Below are 18726 nucleotides of genomic sequence, written 5' to 3' on the forward strand. Positions count from 1 at the left end.
CCCCTGTGCACCGGCCGCGCCGGCGTGTTCCATTTCCCCATGGCCACAACCGTCCGACGTGCCCTGCTGACCCTTCCCGCAGCCCCGTTGGGTCCCGACAATCCCCTCCCCGCCCTGCGCGCACCCGACGGGGTGCACGTACTGGACGAACGCGCGCGCGACGGGCTGCCGCGCGACATGGCCCGCCAGATCGGGTACGAACCGCTGCGCTCGCTCCTGCCCGTCCCGGTCCGGGACGGGTACGGACGCGAGCGCGCGGAGCGCGAGTTCGAATCGGTCGTCATCGAGAACGGCCTGCTCCTCGTCACCGTGCTGCCCGGACTCGGCGGCCGGATCCACTCCCTCGTCCACCTGCCGACCGGCCGCGAACTGCTCTACCGCAACCCGGTGTTCCAGCCCGCGAACCTCGCCCTCAACGGAGCCTGGTTCTCCGGCGGCATCGAATGGAACATCGGCGCCACCGGACACACCACCCTGTCCTGCGCCCCGCTGCACGCGGCCCCCGTCCCCGCACCCGACGGGGGCGTGATGCTGCGGATGTGGGAATGGGAACGGCTGCGCGACCTGCCGTTCCAGGTGGACCTGTGGCTCCCCGCCGACTCGGAGTTCCTCCACGTCGGCGTCCGCGTCCGCAACCCGCACGAACACCCCGCACCCGTGTACTGGTGGTCCAACACGGCAGTCCCCGAGGATCCGGGCAGCCGGGTCCTCGCCCCCGCGGACGAGGCCTGGCACTTCGGCCACGAACGCTCCCTGAGCCGCGTACCCGTACCCGCCTGGGCCGGCGAGGACCGCACGTACCCGCTGCGCAGCGAATACCCCACCGACTTCTTCTTCGAGGTCCGCGACGCCGAAGCGGACCGTCCCTGGATCGCCTCCCTCGACGCCGACGGGTACGGGCTGGCGCAGGCCTCCACCGCCCGACTGCGCGGCCGCAAGCTGTTCGTGTGGGGAGCCGGGGCGGGCGGCCGGCGCTGGCAGGAGTGGCTGACCCGGCCCGGGACCGGCGGCTACGCCGAGATCCAAGCCGGCCTGGCCCGAACCCAGTTGGAACACGTACGCCTCGAAGCCGGCGCCGAGTTCAGCTGGCTGGAGGTCTACGGGCCGCTGCGAGCCGACCCCGCCCGGGTGCACGGAGCCGACTGGGCGGCCGCCCGCGGCGCGGCCGCCGAGGCCCTGGACGCCGTCATGCCCGCCGCGACCCTCGACGCCGCCCACAAGGCCTGGCGGGCCCGCGCCGACACCGAACCGGGGGAGCGGATCGCCACCGGCTCCGGGTGGGGCGCGCTGGAGGTGCTGTGCGCGGGCCACTCCCTGCCCGGCACCCCCTTCGAGGAATCCACCCTCGGTGCCGCCCAGGAACCCTGGCTGAGGCTGTGGCGCGCAGGGGCCCTGCCCGCGCCGCGCAGGGCCGGCCCGCCCGGCGAGGCCCTCGTCGCCGGGCACTGGCGGGACATGCTGGAGACGGCCCCCGCCGACCCGCTCACCGAGTACCACCTGGGCGTCGCCCAGTGGCACGCCGGTGACGTCGCCCAGGCCGTGCGGAGTTGGGAACGCGGCCTGGTCCTGGCGCCCTCCCGCTGGCCCCTGCTGCGCTGCCTCGCGGTCGCCGACGCCCTCGCCGGGGATCCGCTGCGGGCCGCCGACCGGTACGCCGAGGCCTTCGCGGACCTGGTCGCGGAGAGCCGGGGCGGCGATGCCTGGACCGCCGCCGAATCCGCCCTGGGCCGGGAGGCGATGACCGCGCTGCTGGCCGCCGGTCGGCCGGCAGCCGCCCGCGAGGTGTGGGACGGGCTCCGCCCGGCGTTGCGCGAGCAGGGCCGGTTCCGGCTGCTCGCCGCCCGGCTGCTCGCGGCGGAGGGCCACGTCGGCGCGGCGCGCCGGCTCTTCGACGACGGCTTCGAACTCGCCGACCTACGCGAGGGCGAGGAGGCCCTGTCCGAGCTCTGGGCCGGCCTCACGGACGCCCCGCTGCCGCCCGCGTACGACTTCCGCATGCGCCCGCCCGGCGGCTCGGGCCGATCAGCCCCCTGACGACGGGTCCCGGCCCGACGGCCCGGCCCGCCCGAGCTCGTCCCGGACGACCCCGCGCACCAGGCCGCGCAGCCAGGCGTGGGCGGGGTCGGCCGCGTACCGGGGGTGCCAGGCGAGGGACAGTTCCAGGGACGGCAGGTCGAGCGGCACGGGGAACGTGGCCAACCCGAACCGGCGGGCCGTCGCCGAGTGGACGCGGTCCCCGAGGATGCCGACGAGGTCGGTGTCGAGCAGGGCCAGCAGGGCCGAGGCGAACGTCGGGTACACGGCCACCACCCGGCGCGCCAGGCCCCGATCGGCCAGGGCCGTGTCGATCGGTCCGCCGAACCGGCCGCGGCGCGAGTAGTTGAGGTGGTCGGCGGAGGCGAACCGGTCGACGGTGACGTCGCCGTCCAAAAGGGGGTGGCCGGCCCGGACCACGCCCACGAAGCGGTCCTCCAGGAGCGGTTCGATCCGGGTCTCCGGGCTGGGATCGGTGACGTTGCCGAGTTCCAGGTCCGCGAGGCCCTCGCGGAGGTACTGGACGTCCTGCGGGCCCTCGCCCAGGAACCGGAGCGAGACGCCGGGCGCCTCGGCCCGGATCCGGGTCAGCAGCGGCGCCCCGAGGCGGACGACCAGCGACTCGTCCGCCTGGACGGTGAAGACCCGTTCCAGCCGTGCCGGATCGATCTCCCCGGCTGGGGTGAAGACGGCCCGGGCCCGGGAGACCAGCTCGTGGACCTCCGCCCGGAGGGCCAGCGCGCGCGGCGTGGGCACCATGACCCGCCCCGACCGGACCAGCACCGGATCGCCGAGGGCCCGCCGGATGCGGGCGAGGGTCCGGCTCATCGCGGGCGACGACAGGTTGAGGCGGTCGGCGGCGCCGCCGACACTGCCCTCTTCCAGCAGGGCGTCCAGGGCGATCAGCAGATTCATATCCAGGTGCATGCGGTGCACTTATCTCTTCGCAAGGTTGCATTTGAAGGCAAGTCCGATGCGAGCCTACCGTGGGAGCACGGCCGGCCCCGTCACCCTCCCTCGGACGAAAGACCCCTGAAATGAACCTGGTTGCAGAGCGCCGCACACCACGGCCCGCCGGCCGCCGAGCCGTGTACATCGTGATGGCCGCGTGTTCCGTGCTCGTGGTGTCCCTCGTGGCGGCGGTCAACCTCGCGATCCCCAAGCTGGCGGCGAGCCCCCTCGAACCGTCCGCCGGCCAACTCCTGTGGATCGTCGACACCTACGTCCTGGTGTTCGGCTGCCTGCTGATACCCGCCGGCGCGATCGGCGACCGCCACGGCCGCAAGGGCGCCCTGCTGGCAGGGCTGGCCTTGGTGGCCGCCGGCGCCCTGCTGTCCGCCGCGGCCCCCGGCGTGGCCGTACTCATCGCCGGACGGGCCGTCACCGGCGTGGGAGCGGCCCTCGTGATGCCGGCCACCCTGTCGCTGATGCTGGAGGTGACCGAACCCGCCGGACGTCCCCAGGCCGTCGCCGTGTGGACGGCCGCGACCGGCATCGCCGGCGTCGTCGGGAACGTCGGCGGCGGTCTCGTCCTGCAATACCTGCCCTGGCAGGCCCTGTTCCTCGCCGTCGCACCGGCCGCAACCGTCCTGGGCCTGCTGGCGGCCCGCTTCGCCCCGCGCGGCGAACGGCGCCCCGCGGCACTCGACGCGATCGGCTCGGTCCTCCTCGTCGCGGCCGCCGCGACCCTGCTCGACGGCATCATCGAGGGCCCCTCGGCCGGCTGGACCTCCGTACGGGTGCTCGGCGCGCTCGCCGCGTCGGCCGTCCTGCTGGCGCTGTTCGTGGCCCGCTCGCTGCGCACGGCCCACCCGCTGATCGACCCGCGCCTGTTCCGCGACCGCGGGCTGCGGGCCGGTTCCCTCGGCGTCGGCGTCGCCTTCTTCGGACTGTTCTCGCTGTTCTACGTCAACGCCCAGTACCTCCAGTACGCCAAGGGGTACTCGCCGCTGCTCACGGGCTGCGCGATCGTCCCCCTCGCCGTCGGCATGATGGTCGCCTCCCGCCGCAGCATCGCCCTGGCCGAGCGGTTCGGTGACGCCGTCGTCGCCGTCGGCCTCGCCGGGATCGTCACGGGCCTCATCCTGATCTCCTTCGCCACGGCCTCCACCCCCTATCCCGTCTACGCCCTCTTCCTCGTGGTCCTCTCCCTCGGCATGGGCCTGTGCGTACCCGTCCTGTCCTCCGCCGTCACGACGTCCCTGCCCCAGGACCGGGCCGGTCTCGGCTCGGGCCTGAACGGCGCGACGCGTGAGATCGGCAGCGCGCTGGGCGTCGCCGTCCTCGGCACCGCCCTCTCCTCCCACGGCTCGCAGGACTTCTCCGAGGCGATGTCCTTCGGCCTGCGCGTCGTCGCCGTCCTCGTGCTCGCCGGCTCGCTCCTCACCCTGTCCTGGTGGCGCCGGCCGTAGGGCGGCTCATGCCCTAGGCGCGGCAGATCAGTTCGCCGTTCAGGACGGAGAACCAGGCGTCGGGGGCGGTGCCCCACGCGTGCCAGGCGTGGGCGGCGGCGTCCAGGTCGGCGGGGGTGCCGTGGCCGCCGTCCGTCGCGATGGCCGCGTAGGCGGAGGCCGTCGTGCGGTCCGCCCACAGGGAGGACCACCAGGCGACCTCCTCGGCGGTGGCGTAGCACCAGGCCGTCGCCGACGCGGAGATCTCCGTGAAGCCCGCCGCGCGGGCCCACGACAGCAGCCGGCGGCCGGCGTCGGGCTCGCCGCCGTTCGCCCGGGCCACCCGCCGGTACAGGTCCAGCCACTCCTCCAGGCCCGGGGTCGCCGGGTACCAGGTCATCGCCGCGTAGTCGGCGTCGCGCACGGCCACGATGCCGCCCGGCCGGCAGACGCGGCGCATCTCGCGCAGGGCCCGTACCGGGTCGCCGACGTGTTGCAGGACCTGGTGGGCGTGGACCACGTCGAAGGTGTCGTCGGGGAAGTCCAGGGCATGGACGTCGGCCGTGCCGAAGTCGATGGACCCGGCCAGGCCGCGTTCGGCGGCGTGGGCGCGGGCCTGCTCGACCACGTCCGCCGCCGCGTCCACGGCCGTCACCCGGCCGCCGGGGGCGACCAGTTCCGCCAGGTCCGCCGTGATGGTGCCGGGCCCGCAGCCCACGTCCAGCACCCGCATGCCCGGGCGCAGTTCCCCGGTCAGGTAGGCGGCCGAGTTGGCGGCGGTGCGCCAGCGGTGGGAGCGCAGCACGGACTCGTGGTGGCCGTGCGTGTAGACGGCCGTCTCGCGGGCCGTGCGGGCGTCGTTCTCGTGGGTGGCGTGCGTGGCGTGCGTGGCGTCGTTCATGGCGGAACCCCTCCTCGTCGAAGCGTCGTGATCACGGTAGGGGATTCGACCGACATCTGAGACCTGTGTTTTGACATGTGGACACGATCCTTGTGCGAGAAGGGGTGAGGCGGAGGCGTCTTGGGGGAGTGCTCGTAGGTCCGGCTCGGCGGTTCGGTGGGCGGGCCGGCGGGCACACTGGGCCGAATGACCGTATAAAGGGCAGTGATGCGGCCGGTCGGCGGCCGTGGCGGTGGTGGCGGAAGGCGGGCACGGTGGCGGGGATGGCCGAAGGGACGACGCACGGCCCGGGCACCGCCCGGGGCTGGGGTCCGGTGTCCGTCGGGCGCGGGCCCGTCCGGTACGGACCCCCCGCCCCGGAACCCGGCCTGCCCGCCCTCCCGGAACTCACCGCCGCCCTGGCCGGGGCGGCGGATCGGGCCGCCCCCGAGTCGCCGGGCGGCGGGGAGCCGCTGCGCGAGGCCGCCTGTCGGCACTGGGCCCGGCGCGGGCTCGCCACCGCCCCGGAGAACGTGGCCGCGGGGCCCGGCGCCCCCGCCCTGCTGTTGGCCCTGCTCGGCGCGTACGGGGGCGACGTCATGCTGCCCCGTCCCTGTCCCGCCTGGTGGACCCCACAGGTCCGACTGCTGGGACGGCGGGCCTACCACGTGCCGACCCCCGCCGAATGCGGAGGCGTACCGGACCCCTACGCGCTGCTGGAAACCGTACGCAGGGTCCGGGCCGAGGGCGGCGACCCGCGCGTGCTGCTGCTGTCCGTCGCCGACGACCCGACGGGGACCGTGCCCCCTCCCGAGCTGCTCCGCGAGGCCTGCGAGGCGGCGGAGTCCGAGGGCCTGTTCGTCGTCAGCGACGAGAGCTGGCGCGACACCGTCCACCGGCCCCGCGACACCCTGGTGCTGAGCCCCGCCGAAATGCTCCCCGACCAGGTCGCCGTCCTGGTCGACCTCTCCGGCGCACTGCTGCCCGGCGGCTGGCCCGCCGCCGTGCTCCGCCTCCCCGGAACCCCGCGCGGCACCTGGCTGCGCGCCCGGACCCTGGACATCCTCACCGCCACCGGTGCCCTGGTCGCCGGTCCCGTCGCGGGGGCCGCCACGCACGCGCTGGACGAGCCCGACCCGGTCACCGAGCGGGCCCGCGAGGCCGCCGCCCTGCACGGCACGGTCGCCGCCGCCGCGCACCGGGTGCTGCTGGCCGCCGGGGCCTTCGCACGGCCCCCCGAGGCCGGTCGACACCTGTACGCCGACCTGACGCCGCTGCGCGCCGGGCTGGCCCGGCACGGCGTGGGCGACGCCATGGAACTCGAGGACTGGCTCGGCGCCCGGTTGGGCGCGGCGACGCCCGGCGGCCAACGCTTCGCGGACGACCTGGGAGCGTTGCGCGTACGGCTGTCGACCGGGCCGCTGCTGGGCGGCGGACCGCGACAGCGACTGGCCGCCCTGGAGTCCCCGGACCCCCTGGCGCTGCCGCACGTCCGAGGGGCGCTCGACCTGCTCGACTCGGTCCTCTCCGGGCTGGCCGACTGACTCCCGCCCGTGCTCGAACTCGTGTCGTAGGATCCCCTGTTCATGGACGCGAGCGCGGAACCGGGGATGATCGCCGTGCCGTCGGGACGGGTCACCCTGTCGGACCGGCGGACGATGCGCAGCTGGGCCGTGGACCTCGCGCCGTACCGGATCGCGGCCCTCCCCGTCACCCAGGCCCGGTACGCGGAGGTCACCGGCCTGCGCCCCAGCGCCGCCGCCCCGGGTGACCGGCTGCCCGTCGAGAGCGTGTCCTGGTGGGACGCCGTCCGGTTCTGCAACGAACTGTCGGCGGGCGAGGGCCTCACGCCCGTCTACCGCTTCCACCCCGACGGTCAGGGCGTCGACCGTGAGGAATCCGCCGACGGGTACCGGCTGCCCACCGAGGCCGAGTGGGAGCACGCCTGCCGGGCCGGCACCACCGGACCGCACTACGGACCCCTCGACGAGATCGCCTGGTACCGCGGCAACTCGCTGGAGCGCATCCACGAGGTGGGCGGCAGGCTCCCCAACGCGTGGGGCCTGTACGACATGCTAGGCAACGTCTGGAACTGGTGCTGGGACGTCTACGACGCCGAGGTGTACGGGAGTTACCGGGTGCTGCGCGGGGGCGGCTGGTTCGACGAGCACTGGAGCTGCCGGGCCTCCGCGCGCCGCCGCAGCCACCCGAGCTTCCGGGTCGAGGACGTCGGATTCCGCGTGGCACGCTCCCTGCCCGGCGCCACGAGCACGACCGGGCGGGACGTGCATGACGTGCTGGACGCGGAGCGGGACGCAACGGATGTGCGGAACGTGCACGACGTGCACGACGGACGGAACGGGGAGGACGTCGATGGACGACCGTGAGCTGGTGTTCCTGGGCGCCGCCCGACAGGCCGAACTCGTGCGCACCGGAAAGGTGTCGGCGCGCCGGTTGGTGGAGGCGACGCTGCGCCGGGCCGAGCGGATGGACCACCTCGGCGCCTTCCGCGTGCTGCTCACGGAACGCGCCCCGGCCGAGGCGGACGCCCGCGACGCCGCGCTCGCGGCGGGCGGGCCCGGTGCGGTCGGGCCGCTGTTCGGGGTACCCGTCGCGATCAAGGACGAGCTGGACGTCGCCGGGGAGGTGACCACCTTCGGCGGCGCGGCCAACCTGACGCCGGCCGCGCACGACGCCGAGGCCGTCCGGCGGCTGCGGGCCGCCGGAGCGGTGGTCATCGGGAAGACCACGATGCCCGAGTTCGGCCAGTGGCCGTTCACCGAGTCGGCCGCGCACGGCTACGCCCGCAACCCCTGGAACCCCACGCACACCACCGGCGGATCCAGCGGGGGCAGCGCCGCCGCCGTCGCCGCGGGCCTTGCCGGCGCCGCGCTCGGCGGGGACGGCGGCGGTTCCATCCGGATCCCGGCCGCCTGCTGCGGCCTGTTCGGCCTCAAACCGCAACGCGGTCGCGTTCCCACCGCCCCGCACCCCCACCTCTGGTACGCCCTCGGCACGATCGGACCGTTGACCCGCACGGTGCTGGACAGCGCCCTGCTGTACGACGTGCTCAGCGGCCGGGCCGAAGGGGACCGCTGGACGGCGCGTCCCGCCCGGACGAGCTTCGTCCACGCGGCGTCCACGGAACCCGGCAGGCTGCGGATCGGCTACTCGGCGACCCCCGCGGTGCTCGGAGTGCGCCCGCACCCCGAGCACGTCGCCGCCCTCCACGACACCGTACGGATCCTGCGGGAACTCGGGCACGACGTACGGGAGGTGGACCCCCGGTACCCCGACAGCACGGCGGCCTTCGTGGCGCAGTTCTTCGGGGGCGTGCGCGCAGAGGCGGCGGCCGTGGAACGGCCGGAGCTCCTGGAGCGGCGCACCCGCGGCACCCTGCGCCTCGCCCGGCCGGTGTCCGGGGCCGTGGTGGAGCGGGCCGTCCGCGCGGGCGAACGGCTGGCGGCGCGGGCCGGGCGCTGCTTCGCCGGGGCCGATCTGCTGCTCACGCCGACCCTGGCCGCCCGGCCCCGGCGCGTCGGAGCCCTCGACGGGGTGGGGCCGGTCGGTGCGATGCTCCGCTCGCTCCCGATGATCGCCTACACCGCCCTGTGGAACGTCACCGGTCACCCGCGGCTTCAGTCCCGGCCGGCTTCGGCTCCGACGGGCTCCCGCTCGCCGTCCAACTGGTCGGCAGGGAACACCAGGAGACGACCGTCCTCCAGGTCGCGGCCCAGCTCGAAGCCGTCCGCCCCTGGGCCCACCGGACCCCCGGCCCGTGACCCCCGACCCCGTCGAGCAGTCGCAGTCGCAGTCGCCGCCTACCGCCGTGCCCGCCGCCACACGGCCGGGCCCGCGCTGATCAGCAGCGTGAGGCCGACGGCCAGCGCCACGCCCTTCCACGGCTCGGAGAACAGCGACCCGCCCAGGATCCCGATCAACCCGTACGTCGCCGCCCAGGCCAGGCAGGCCGGGGCGTCGCCCCGGGCGAAGCGCCGCAGCGGCATCCCGGCCAGCAGGCAGGCCAGCATCACCGGGATCCGACCCGCCGGGACCAGCCGCGACAGCACCAGCACCATCACGCCGTTCTCGTCGAGCTTCGCCTGCGCCCGTTCCAGCCGTTCCGGCGTGGCCCGGCCGCGCAGCGACTCCAGCCACCGCGAGCCACCGCGCGAACGCACCCCGCGCCGCCCCAGCCAGTACAGCGTGACGTCGCCGAGGAACGCCGCCGCCGCGGACACCCCGAACACCAGCAACAGCCCGAACGGCAAGGTCTGGTGGTGGAACGCCACCACGGCCGCGGTGCTCACGAGCGCCCCCGTGGGGATCACCGGCACCAGCGCGCCCAGCGCCACCAGCACGAACAACGCCGGGTACCCGACCGCCTGCTGGGTGGTCTCCGGCGGTACCTGACCGGCGGCCGCCGCCGCCTCCCGCCACGGGATCACGGAAGCCGCACCCGCTCCCCGTGGGCCGGCACCCGAACCGTCACCTTCGGCGCGAGCCGCAGCGCGTGCCGCGCGAACTCCTCGCCGGGCGCGTGGAACTCGTGCGGACGCACCGCGTCCATGCCGATCGGCCAGTACGTCCCGTAGTGCACCGGCACCGCCGCGGCGGGAGCCAGCTCCGCCAACGCCCGCGCCGCCCGCTCCGCGTCCAGGTGCCCCGGCCCCAGGTAGGGCCCCCAGCCGCCCACGGGCAGCAGGGCCACGTCCACCGGCCCGACCTCCTCGGCCATCGTGTCGAACAGGCCCGTGTCCCCGGCGAAGTACGTCCTCGACGCGCCCTCGACCACGTACCCGAGCGCCGGCGACCGCTGCGGACCGAACGGCAACCGCCGCCCGTCGTGCCGCGCACTGACCACCCGTACCCGCACACCGTCCCGTACGGCGACCTCGTCGCCCGGGGCCACCTCCGCCACCACCAGGTCACGCAGCTCCGCGAGCCGCTCCAGACCCGGCACCGCCCCGCGCGCACCCCGCGGCACCACCAGCCTGGTACCGCGCGGCACGCGGGCCAGGGACGGCAGGTGCAGGTGGTCGGCGTGCAGGTGCGACACCAGCACCACGTCCGCCCGGGCCGCCTCGGGCGGGGGCGGCGCGCCGCGCCGCCGCCGCAGGTGCGCGAGCCGACGGGCGAACAGCGGGTCGGTCAGCAGCCGCACCCCCGAGTCCCGCACCGTGCACGTCGCGTGCCCCCACCAGGTGATCTCGACCGGCACCCCGGTCCTCCCTCCCTCGGTCCCACGCCCTCGGCCCCCGCTCCTCCCGAGCTTAGGGGCGCCCGGGGGGATCCGCGCGGACGGGGCCGTCCCCGATCGGATCCTCGCGGTCCCCTCCTCCACGGGCCCGGATCGGAGTAGGGTCGGGCGCCATGGATGAGCTGCGCGTGGCCGCGATCGCCAGCCTGGCCCCGCTTGAGGAACTCGACACCGATCCCTTCGCCGTGGACACCCGGAGCCAGCACGACATGTGCGCGCGCTGGGCTGCCGACCACGGCTACGTGGTCACCCGGCACCTGCTCTTCTACGGGCTGCGGGCCGACCACTGCGGGCTGTGGTGCGACGTCGACGCCGGCCAGATCGACCTGTTCGTCGCCCCCAACAGGCGGGTCCTGGCCCGGGCCCTGAGCTCGGTCGACGAGTTCGCCGCGGAGTGCGAACGGCGCGGCGTCCGGCTGGAGACCGCCGGGCTCGACGAACCGCGGTACACCTCGGCGATGAAGGCCGAGGTGCACCGCCGGCTCTCCATGCCGACCGCCGGCTACGACGGCACGTAGGCCCGCCCCGCCCCGCACTCCGTCGCCCCCGCCCGTCGCCCCCGCCCGTCGCTCCCCGCCCGTCGCCCCCGCCCGTCGCTCCCCGCCCGTCGCTCCCCGCCCGCCGCTCCCCGGCCGATCGGTCAGGCCGACCTCCGGGCCCGGCACCCGCCGTACGTTCGTGCGCCACCCGTGTCCGCCGCACCGCCCCACCACCCTGTGCGACGCTGGCCGGGAGGGCCGCCGGCGGGGCGCGGCCCGGGACGGAAGACGGAGAACGGGCGTGGGGCGAGGGCGTTGGCGCTGGCGGGCCGCGGGCGGTGCGCTGATGCGGGTGGTGATCGTGTGGGCGGTGTCCACGCTCACCATGCTCGTCCTCGCCGGGATCCTGCCCGACTTCCGCCTCCAGTCCTCCGACGGCGACAGCATCACCCGGATCGGGCTGACCGCGGCCTGGGGCGCCGGCGCCTTCGGCCTGTTGAGCGCGCTGGTGTGGCCGGTGGTGGTACGGGCCCTGCTGCTGGTGCCCGCGCTGGTGCTCGGGCTGCTCGTGTTCTTCCTCAACGGCTCGATCCTGCTGATCGCGCTCAGCCTGATCCCGGACGGCCGCGGCGCGGTGGCCCCCGAGACGGCCGTCGTGGTCGCCGCGGTGATGTCCGCGGTGGCGTCCGCCACCTCCACCGCCCTCGCGGTCCGCGACGACGAGGCGTACCGGCGCCGGCTGTACCGCCTCGCCGACCGCAGGCGCCGTCGCCGGCGCCGCGAGGGCGCCCCGGGCGAGGCGGAGGCCGCACCCGGGCTGATCCTCCTCCAGCTGGACGGCGTCGGGTACGAGGTGCTGCGCGCGGCGGTCGCCGCCGGGTTGATGCCGACGGTGGCGGACTGGCTCGGGCGCAGCCACCGTCTCGCGTCCTGGCGCACGGACTGGTCCAGCCAGACCGGCGCCAGCCAACTCGGCATCCTGCACGGCTCCAACTTCGACGTACCGGCCTTCCGCTGGTACGAGAAGGACACCGGCGAGGTGATGGTCTGCAACCGGCCCACGAGCGCCGCCGAGCTCCAGCGCCGGGCCGTGCGCCGCACCGGGGACGCCGGCCTGCTCACCCTCGACGGCGCCAGTCGGGGCAACCTGTTCAGCGGCGGGGCCGACCAGCTGGCGCTCGTGCTGTCCGTCGCCGCCCGGCGGGGGCGCGACAACCGCTCCCGCGCGGGCTACTTCGCGTACTTCTCCGACCCGGCGAACGCCGTGCGCACCGCCCTGTCCTTCACCGCCGAGGTGGGCCGCGAGATCGGCCAGTCGCTGCGGTCCCGCGCCCGCAGGACCGAGCCGCGGGTGGCGCGCGGCGGGCTGTACCCGATCATCCGGGCCTTCGCGACGGTGATCGAACGGGACGTGGTCGTCGCCGCGGTGATCGGGGACGTGCTGGCGGGCCGCACCGCCGTCTACGCCGACCTGGTCGCCTACGACGAGGTCGCCCACCACTCGGGCCCGCACGGAGGCGACACCGACCGGGTGCTGGCACGGCTGGACCGGAGCCTCGCGCTGATCGCCCGGGCGGCCGAGCACGCCCCGCGCGGCTACCGCTTCGTCCTGCTCTCCGACCACGGCCAGAGCCCCGGGGAGACCTTCCTGGGCCGGTACGGACTGACGCTGAAGGACCTCGTCCGGGCGGGCTGCGGGCTGCCCGTCTCCCGGCGCGCCGGCGGCACCCGCAGCGGCGCCGAGGCCCGCGCGGCCGTCCTGGCGGCCCTGCACCGACCCGAGGACGAGGGTGAGGAGGGTCGGCCGGAGTCGGGTTCCGACCCGGTGGTGCTGGCGTCGGGGAACCTCGCGTTGATCTCCTTCCCGGACCTGCCCGGGCGGGCCACGCGCCGGTGGATCGAGCGGGCCCACCCCGCCCTGCTGGCCACCCTGGCCAACCACCCCGGGGTCGGCTTCCTGCTGGTGGACGGCGAGGTGCTGGGCCCGGGCGGCGCCTCGGCACGGCTGGACGCACCGGGCGCGGCGGAGGAACTGCTGGCGCCGTTCGGACCGGGCGCGGCCGAGGCGGTCCGCCGGACGGACTCCTTCCCGCACGTGGCCGACATCATGGTCAACTCGGCGTACGACCCGGTGAGCGGCTCCGTGCACGCCTTCGAGGAACAGATCGGCTCGCACGGCGGCCTGGGCGGGGAGCAGGCCCGCCCGTTCCTGATGTGGCCCACGGAGCTGTCCGATCCGGGCCGGGAGCTGGTGGGCGCCGAGGACGTGCACGACGTCCTGCGTGGCTGGCTGCGGGAGGCGGACGGCCCCCAGGTCCCGCTCACGGACCGGTCGGCGGAGGATCCCCGGCAGGAGCCCGACCCGGGTGGAAGCCTTCCTTCCGCGGGGGTGCCCGCACCGGACGAAACCCGGTGATTTGGTACGGAGTTCACGGTGGTCGACCATGGGGCGTCCTGCCCAGCATGTGAGACATTCCGAGGCGCACCACCGATGACCAGCACCGCAGCCCCGACCACCACCGGGGCCACGGGCCCCGCGGAGGTCGCGGACCCCACCGACCCCCGCGTTCACGGCCACGACGCCGGCAGCCACGACGGCATCGGCCGCAACGGCGGCCCCCACGCCCGGCGCTTCGGCCTCCCGGTCGCCCTCTGCCTGGTCATGGGCAACATCATCGGCGGCGGGATCTTCCTGCTACCGGCCTCGGTGGCGCCCTTCGGCACCATCAGCCTGGTCGCCTTCGCCGTCCTCACCCTCGGTGCGATCGCCCTCGCCCTGGTCTTCGGCCGCCTCGCCGAACGCCACCCGCGCACCGGAGGCCCGTACGTCTACGTCCGCGCCGCGTTCGGTGACTTCGCGGGCTTCCTCGCCGCCTACAGCTACTGGATCACCACCTGGGTCTCGAACGCCGCCCTCGCCGTGGCGGCCGTCGGCTACCTCGCGGTGCTGTTCCCCGCGATCGGGGAACACAAGTGGTCCATGTGCCTGGCGGCGCTCGCCGTCCAGTGGCTGCCCGCCCTCGCCAACCTGGCGGGCACCCGGTACGTGGGCGCCGTCCAGGTCGTGGCGACCGTCCTGAAGCTGGCTCCGCTGCTGCTGGTCGCCGTCGGAGGGCTGTTCTTCTTCGACCCGGCGAACCTCGGTCCGTTCCGTGCCACCGACCAGAGCGCCGTCGGAGCCGTCTCCGCGTCCGCCGCGATCCTGCTCTTCAGCTACCTGGGCGTCGAGTCGGCCGCCGTCAGCGCCGGCGAGGTCCGCGATCCGGCCCGCAACGTGGCCCGCGCCACCGTTCTCGGCACCGCGGGCGCGGCCACCGTCTACCTCCTCGGCACCCTCGCGGTGTTCGGACTGGTCTCCCACGACGCGCTGGTCTCCTCGCAGGCCCCCTTCAGCGACGCGGTCAACGCCATGTTCGGCGGCACCTGGGGCGGCACGGTCGTCGCCTGCGCCGCGGTGGTGTCGATGGTCGGCGCGCTCAACGGATGGACCCTGCTCAGCGCGCAGACCCCGTACGCGGCCGCCGAGGACGGGCTCTTCCCGAAGGCCTTCGCGGTCAAGCGCCGCGGCGTCCCCGTGGTGGGCGTCCTCGTCACCGTGGTCCTGGCCTCCGGCCTCACGGTCTACAACTACACGGCCGGCTCCGAGGGCGTCTTCGAGGTCCTGGTCCTCGTCACGACCTTCACCGCGACCGTTCCGTACCTGCTGTCGACCGCCGCGCAGCTGTACTTCCTCGCCTCGGGGCGCGCCGACGAGGTCTCGCGCGGCCGCCTGGTCCGCGACGCCACCATGGCCTGCCTGGCCTTCGGCTTCTCCATGTGGCTGGTCGCGGGCTCCGGTCAGGCGGCCGTCCACCAGGGCGTCCTGTTCCTCTTCGCGGGCGTGCTCGTGCACGCCCTGATGGCCGCGCGCCGGCGGGCCACCGACCCCACCCCGTAGGAACCGGACGGGAAAACGGAAAACCCCGCGGTTCCGGAAGCGAGCACGCTCGTCCCGGAACCGCGGGGTGACTCCCGACGGTTTAGTCGAGGTAGTCGCGCAGCACCTGCGAACGCGACGGGTGGCGCAGCTTCGACATGGTCTTGGACTCGATCTGACGGATGCGCTCACGGGTGACCCCGTACACGCGGCCGATCTCGTCCAGCGTCTTCGGCTGGCCGTCGTTGAGGCCGTAGCGCATGGAGACCACGCCCGCCTCGCGCTCGGAGAGCGTCCCCAGGATCGACTGGAGCTGCTCCTGGAGGAACGTGAACGACACCGCGTCGGCCGGCACGACCGCCTCGGAGTCCTCGATGAGGTCACCGAACTCGCTGTCGCCCTCCTCACCCAGCGGGGTGTGCAGGGAGATCGGCTCGCGGCCGTACTTCTGGACCTCGATGACCTTCTCGGGGGTCATGTCGAGTTCCTTGCCCAGCTCCTCCGGAGTGGGCTCCCGGCCGAGGTCCTGGAGCATCTGGCGCTGCACGCGGGCGAGCTTGTTGATGATCTCGACCATGTGGACGGGGATGCGGATGGTGCGCGACTGGTCGGCCATGGCACGCGTGATCGCCTGCCGGATCCACCAGGTCGCGTACGTGGAGAACTTGAAGCCCTTGGTGTAGTCGAACTTCTCCACCGCGCGGATCAGACCGACGTTGCCCTCCTGGATCAGGTCCAGGAAGAGCATGCCGCGGCCCGTGTAGCGCTTGGCCAGGGAGACCACGAGACGGAGGTTGGCCTCCAGCAGGTGGTTCTTGGCCCGGCGGCCGTCCTCGACGAGGATCTCCAGCTCGCGCTTGAACGCGGGCTTGTGGTCCTCCTCCTCTTCGAGCTTGTACTCGGAGAACAGGCCCGCCTCGATGCGCTTGGCGAGCTCGACCTCCTGCTCCGCGTTGAGGAGCGGCACCTTGCCGATCAGCTTCAGGTAGTCCTTGACGGGGTCGGCGGTGGCACCGGCCACCATGACCGTCTGTGCCGGGGCGTCGTCCTCGTCGTCGTCGGACAGGACGAAGCCCTGGGTGCCGCCGGTCTTGGGCGCCTCCTCCTCGGGCTCGTCGGCGAGGTCCTCGGCTGCCCAGTCCTCGCCCTCGGCGGCCGGGGTCTCGCCCTCGTCGGAGTCCTTCGCGCCCTTCTTGGTCGCGGCGGTCTTCTTGGTCGCCGTCGCCTTCTTGGCGGCGGTCTTCTTGACCGTGCGCTTCTTGGGCTCGGCGGCGGCCTCGGCCGCCACCTCGCCCTCGGCGCCGGTCGACGAAGCGGATATCGCCGCCGCGGTGGCCGGAGCGGCGGTCTTGCGCGCGCCGATGGGGCGCGGCGCGGCGGCCGCCTTCTTGGTCACGGTGCGGGCCGGGGCCGCGGCCGCCTTGCGGGGCTTCTTCGCGGGAGCCTTGGTGGCGGGGGCGGCGCTGACGTGGAGGGCGACGCCCTCCTCGTCCAGGACCTGGTTCAGGCTGCGCAGGACCCGCTTCCACTGGTCCACCGGGATGCGGCCGGCCTCGAAGGCCTGGCGCACGTCGTCACCGTTGATGTGACCCTGCTCGCGGCCGCGCTCGACGAGCGTGACGAGGGCCTCCGATTCGGCGATCTCCGGAGGGAACGTACGGGACGGGCTGAGCGACACAAGGAGCCTCTCGTTGCGAACAGATAAGGGGTGAGCGGGACATCATCGCGCGAACTCGGGAAACAGACCCGAGGGGGGTCTGTATTCCGGGGCCGCGCGAGGACACCTGTCGGTTCATCGCATGCCCGAGTCGATTCGTTACGCGCTGAATTGAGTGACCTGCGCCACGCTGTGGCCGCGCAACCGATCCGGCGAAGATCCGTCCGCTCCGCGAACGCCTTTCCGTAGGCCCTCCTCTCAGTCCGTTTTGCGGGCTTCGATGAGGAAACGGGCGGTATGCGCGACGAACGGGCCCTCGCGCCCGATCCGTTCGTGGAGCTCGCGCAGCCGGTCCCGGTACTGCCCGACCGTGAAGCCGGGCACCATCCAGATCACCTTCCGTAGAAAGTAGATCACGGCTCCGATGTCATGGAACTCCGTCCGCAGTCGTTCGGAACGCAGGTCGATCACTTCCAGGCCCGCCTTCGTCGCGTCGGCGACGGCGTCGTCGGGGTGCCTGCCGCGCCGGACGTGATCCGGCTGAGGACCCAGGAAGTACTCGACGAGCTCGAAGACGCTCGCCGGACCGACCTGCTGGGAGAGGTAGGCGCCGCCCGGGGTCAGCACCCGGGCGATCTCGTCCCACCAGATGGTCACCGGGTGTCGACTGGTGACCAGCTCGAAGGCCCCGTCGCCGAACGGCAGCGGGGGTTCGTCGGCGTCGGCGACCACCACGGCGCCCAGCGGGTGCAGCAGGCGGGTCGCCTTGTCGATGTTCGGCGGCCACGATTCGGTGGCCGCCATCAGCGGCGGCAGCGGGCCCGATCCGGCGAGCACCTCACCGCCCCCGGTCTGGATGTCCAGGGCGGAGCGCACCCCGGCCAGGCGCTCCCCGAGGAGCCGCTGGTAGCCCCACGAGGGTCGCTGTTCGGTCGCCCGCCCGTCGAGCCAGGAGAAGTCCCAGCCGTCCACGGACACGGATTCGGCCTCGGCGACGAGATGGTCGAAAGTGCGCGTCATGTCTCGATCGTCCCAGCTCCGGCGCCGAGGAACCAGTGGATAAGTCGACTACAGTGGGCGGCGGGCCGTGACTGGCGTTCGGGTGGATCACCACCGGGGAGCGGCCCGGCGTACCGCGTACGTCGACTGCCGCGCGCCTGGGCGAACCGCGATCCGCAGCGACGTTCAGGAGACCCCATGACGACCGCCACTGCCCGGCTGATGGACGGCACCGCCGTCGCCCGCCGCATTTCGGAGCAGACCGCCGCCGACGCGGCGAAGATCACCGAGCGCACCGGCACCGCCCCCTGCCTGGCCACCGTCCTCGTCGGCGAGGACCCGGCCTCCGTCACGTACGTGCGCATGAAGCAGAACCGTTGCGCCAAGGCCGGGATCACCTCCCGCCACGTGGAACTGCCGGCGACCACCACGACCGACGAACTGATCGCCACGCTCACCGAGCTCTCCGAGGACCCGCTGATCAGCGGCATCCTGTTGCAGCACCCCGTCCCGCACCACATCGACGAGCGCGCCGCCTTCGAGGCCATCGCCCCGGGCAAGGACGTCGACGGCGTCACCATGCACTCCTTCGCGGCCATGGGCTTCGGCCTGCCCGGCTTCGTGTCCTGCACGCCCGGCGGCATCATGCGCCTGCTGGAGGCCTACGACGTGGACCTCACCGGCAAGCACGCCGTCGTCGTCGGTCGCAGCGCCATCCTCGGCAAGCCCGCCGGGATGCTCCTGCTGGAGCGCAACGCCACCGTCACCTACTGTCACTCCCGCACCGTCGACCTGCCGTCGATCGTGCGCCAGGCGGACGTCCTGGTCGCCGCCGTCGGCAAGGCCGAGTTCATCCGCGGCGAGGACATCAAGCCGGGTGCCGTCGTCCTGGACGCCGGCTACAACGAGGGCAACGTCGGCGACGTCCACTTCGAGTCGGCCGCCGCCCGCGCCTCCCTGATCACCCCCGTGCCCGGCGGCGTCGGCCCGATGACCATCGCCGTCCTGCTGGAACAGACCGTGCGGGCCGCCGCCGCGCAGGCCGGCCTGGACCTCGCGACCCTCTGACCGCACGGCACCGCGCGGCACCGGACCGGACGGCACGGCACCG

General features: G+C 74.2%; 13 protein-coding genes, 2 pseudogenes and 1 riboswitch. Of the genes and pseudogenes, 9 read left to right on the top strand and 6 right to left on the bottom strand.

What is annotated here, in order from left to right; genetic code table 11:
- Positions 1-39 precede the first annotated feature (39 nt).
- Positions 40-2034: a DUF5107 domain-containing protein gene (locus ACFVS6_RS27605; RefSeq protein ID WP_389707909.1), complete on the top strand. Its 1995-nt coding sequence runs from the start codon at positions 40-42 to the stop codon at positions 2032-2034.
- Here ACFVS6_RS27605 and ACFVS6_RS27610 read toward each other — a convergent pair.
- Entirely contained in the window at positions 2023-2949 is a 927-nt protein-coding gene (locus ACFVS6_RS27610; protein ID WP_389707911.1) for a LysR family transcriptional regulator, read from the bottom strand. The two genes, ACFVS6_RS27605 and ACFVS6_RS27610, sit on opposite strands and share 12 nt — an antisense overlap.
- Positions 2950-3071: 122 nt before the next feature.
- Here ACFVS6_RS27610 and ACFVS6_RS27615 point away from each other — a divergent pair, with 122 nt between their 5' ends.
- Positions 3072-4445, top strand: coding sequence for an MFS transporter (locus ACFVS6_RS27615; RefSeq protein WP_389707912.1), 1374 nt, complete (start codon positions 3072-3074; stop codon positions 4443-4445).
- Positions 4446-4458: 13 nt separating this feature from the next.
- On the opposite strand, the gene ACFVS6_RS27620 is transcribed toward ACFVS6_RS27615, so the two are convergent.
- Entirely contained in the window at positions 4459-5325 is an 867-nt protein-coding gene (locus tag ACFVS6_RS27620; protein WP_389707914.1) for a methyltransferase domain-containing protein, read from the bottom strand.
- A gap of 263 nt (positions 5326-5588) precedes the next feature.
- Between ACFVS6_RS27620 and ACFVS6_RS27625 the strand changes: the two genes are divergently transcribed.
- The 3 genes and pseudogenes from ACFVS6_RS27625 to ACFVS6_RS27635 all read left to right on the top strand — a co-directional run.
- Entirely contained in the window at positions 5589-6848 is a 1260-nt protein-coding gene (locus ACFVS6_RS27625; protein ID WP_389707916.1) for an aminotransferase class I/II-fold pyridoxal phosphate-dependent enzyme, read from the top strand.
- A gap of 42 nt (positions 6849-6890) precedes the next feature.
- Positions 6891-7559, top strand: a pseudogene (locus ACFVS6_RS27630) (formylglycine-generating enzyme family protein); the annotation flags it as partial.
- A gap of 118 nt (positions 7560-7677) precedes the next feature.
- A pseudogene (locus ACFVS6_RS27635) lies at positions 7678-8886 on the top strand (amidase); the annotation flags it as partial.
- 239 nt (positions 8887-9125) lie between these two features.
- On the opposite strand, the gene ACFVS6_RS27640 reads toward ACFVS6_RS27635, so the two are convergent.
- Together ACFVS6_RS27640 and ACFVS6_RS27645 are read right to left on the bottom strand one after the other, a co-directional pair.
- Positions 9126-9749 (bottom strand): DedA family protein, encoded by a 624-nt coding sequence (locus tag ACFVS6_RS27640; RefSeq protein ID WP_389707986.1) that lies wholly within the window; start codon positions 9747-9749, stop codon positions 9126-9128.
- Positions 9749-10525, bottom strand: a complete 777-nt coding sequence (locus ACFVS6_RS27645; RefSeq protein WP_389707918.1) for an MBL fold metallo-hydrolase — start codon at positions 10523-10525, stop codon at positions 9749-9751. The genes ACFVS6_RS27640 and ACFVS6_RS27645 overlap by 1 nt, the downstream gene beginning before the upstream one ends.
- A 152-nt stretch (positions 10526-10677) precedes the next feature.
- Here ACFVS6_RS27645 and ACFVS6_RS27650 point away from each other — a divergent pair, with 152 nt between their 5' ends.
- The 3 genes from ACFVS6_RS27650 (at position 10678) to ACFVS6_RS27660 (ending at position 14980) form a co-directional block, all read left to right on the top strand.
- Complete coding sequence (locus tag ACFVS6_RS27650) at positions 10678-11082, top strand: hypothetical protein (RefSeq protein ID WP_389707920.1); 405 nt, start codon at positions 10678-10680, stop codon at positions 11080-11082.
- A 307-nt stretch (positions 11083-11389) separates the two neighbouring features.
- A complete protein-coding gene (locus tag ACFVS6_RS27655; RefSeq protein ID WP_389707988.1) occupies positions 11390-13459 on the top strand; it encodes a phage holin family protein in 2070 nt (689 codons plus the stop codon).
- A 75-nt stretch (positions 13460-13534) separates the two neighbouring features.
- Positions 13535-14980, top strand: a complete 1446-nt coding sequence (locus tag ACFVS6_RS27660; protein ID WP_389707922.1) for an amino acid permease — start codon at positions 13535-13537, stop codon at positions 14978-14980.
- Positions 14981-15062: 82 nt separating this feature from the next.
- Here ACFVS6_RS27660 and ACFVS6_RS27665 read toward each other — a convergent pair whose 3' ends face one another.
- Both ACFVS6_RS27665 and ACFVS6_RS27670 read right to left on the bottom strand, forming a co-directional pair.
- Positions 15063-16637, bottom strand: a complete 1575-nt coding sequence (locus ACFVS6_RS27665) for an RNA polymerase sigma factor (protein WP_389707924.1) — start codon at positions 16635-16637, stop codon at positions 15063-15065.
- A gap of 237 nt (positions 16638-16874) precedes the next feature.
- Complete coding sequence (locus tag ACFVS6_RS27670; protein ID WP_389707926.1) at positions 16875-17636, bottom strand: methyltransferase domain-containing protein; 762 nt, start codon at positions 17634-17636, stop codon at positions 16875-16877.
- A gap of 57 nt (positions 17637-17693) precedes the next feature.
- Positions 17694-17786: riboswitch (ZMP/ZTP riboswitch) on the top strand.
- Positions 17787-17813: 27 nt separating this feature from the next.
- On the opposite strand from ACFVS6_RS27670, the gene ACFVS6_RS27675 reads away from it, so the two are divergent.
- Positions 17814-18683, top strand: a complete 870-nt coding sequence (locus tag ACFVS6_RS27675) for a bifunctional 5,10-methylenetetrahydrofolate dehydrogenase/5,10-methenyltetrahydrofolate cyclohydrolase (RefSeq protein WP_389707928.1) — start codon at positions 17814-17816, stop codon at positions 18681-18683.
- Positions 18684-18726: the final 43 nt, after the last annotated feature.

Origin of the sequence: Streptomyces sp. NPDC057939 (assembly GCF_042887545.1) — a bacterium.
GTDB lineage: Bacteria > Actinomycetota > Actinomycetes > Streptomycetales > Streptomycetaceae > Streptomyces.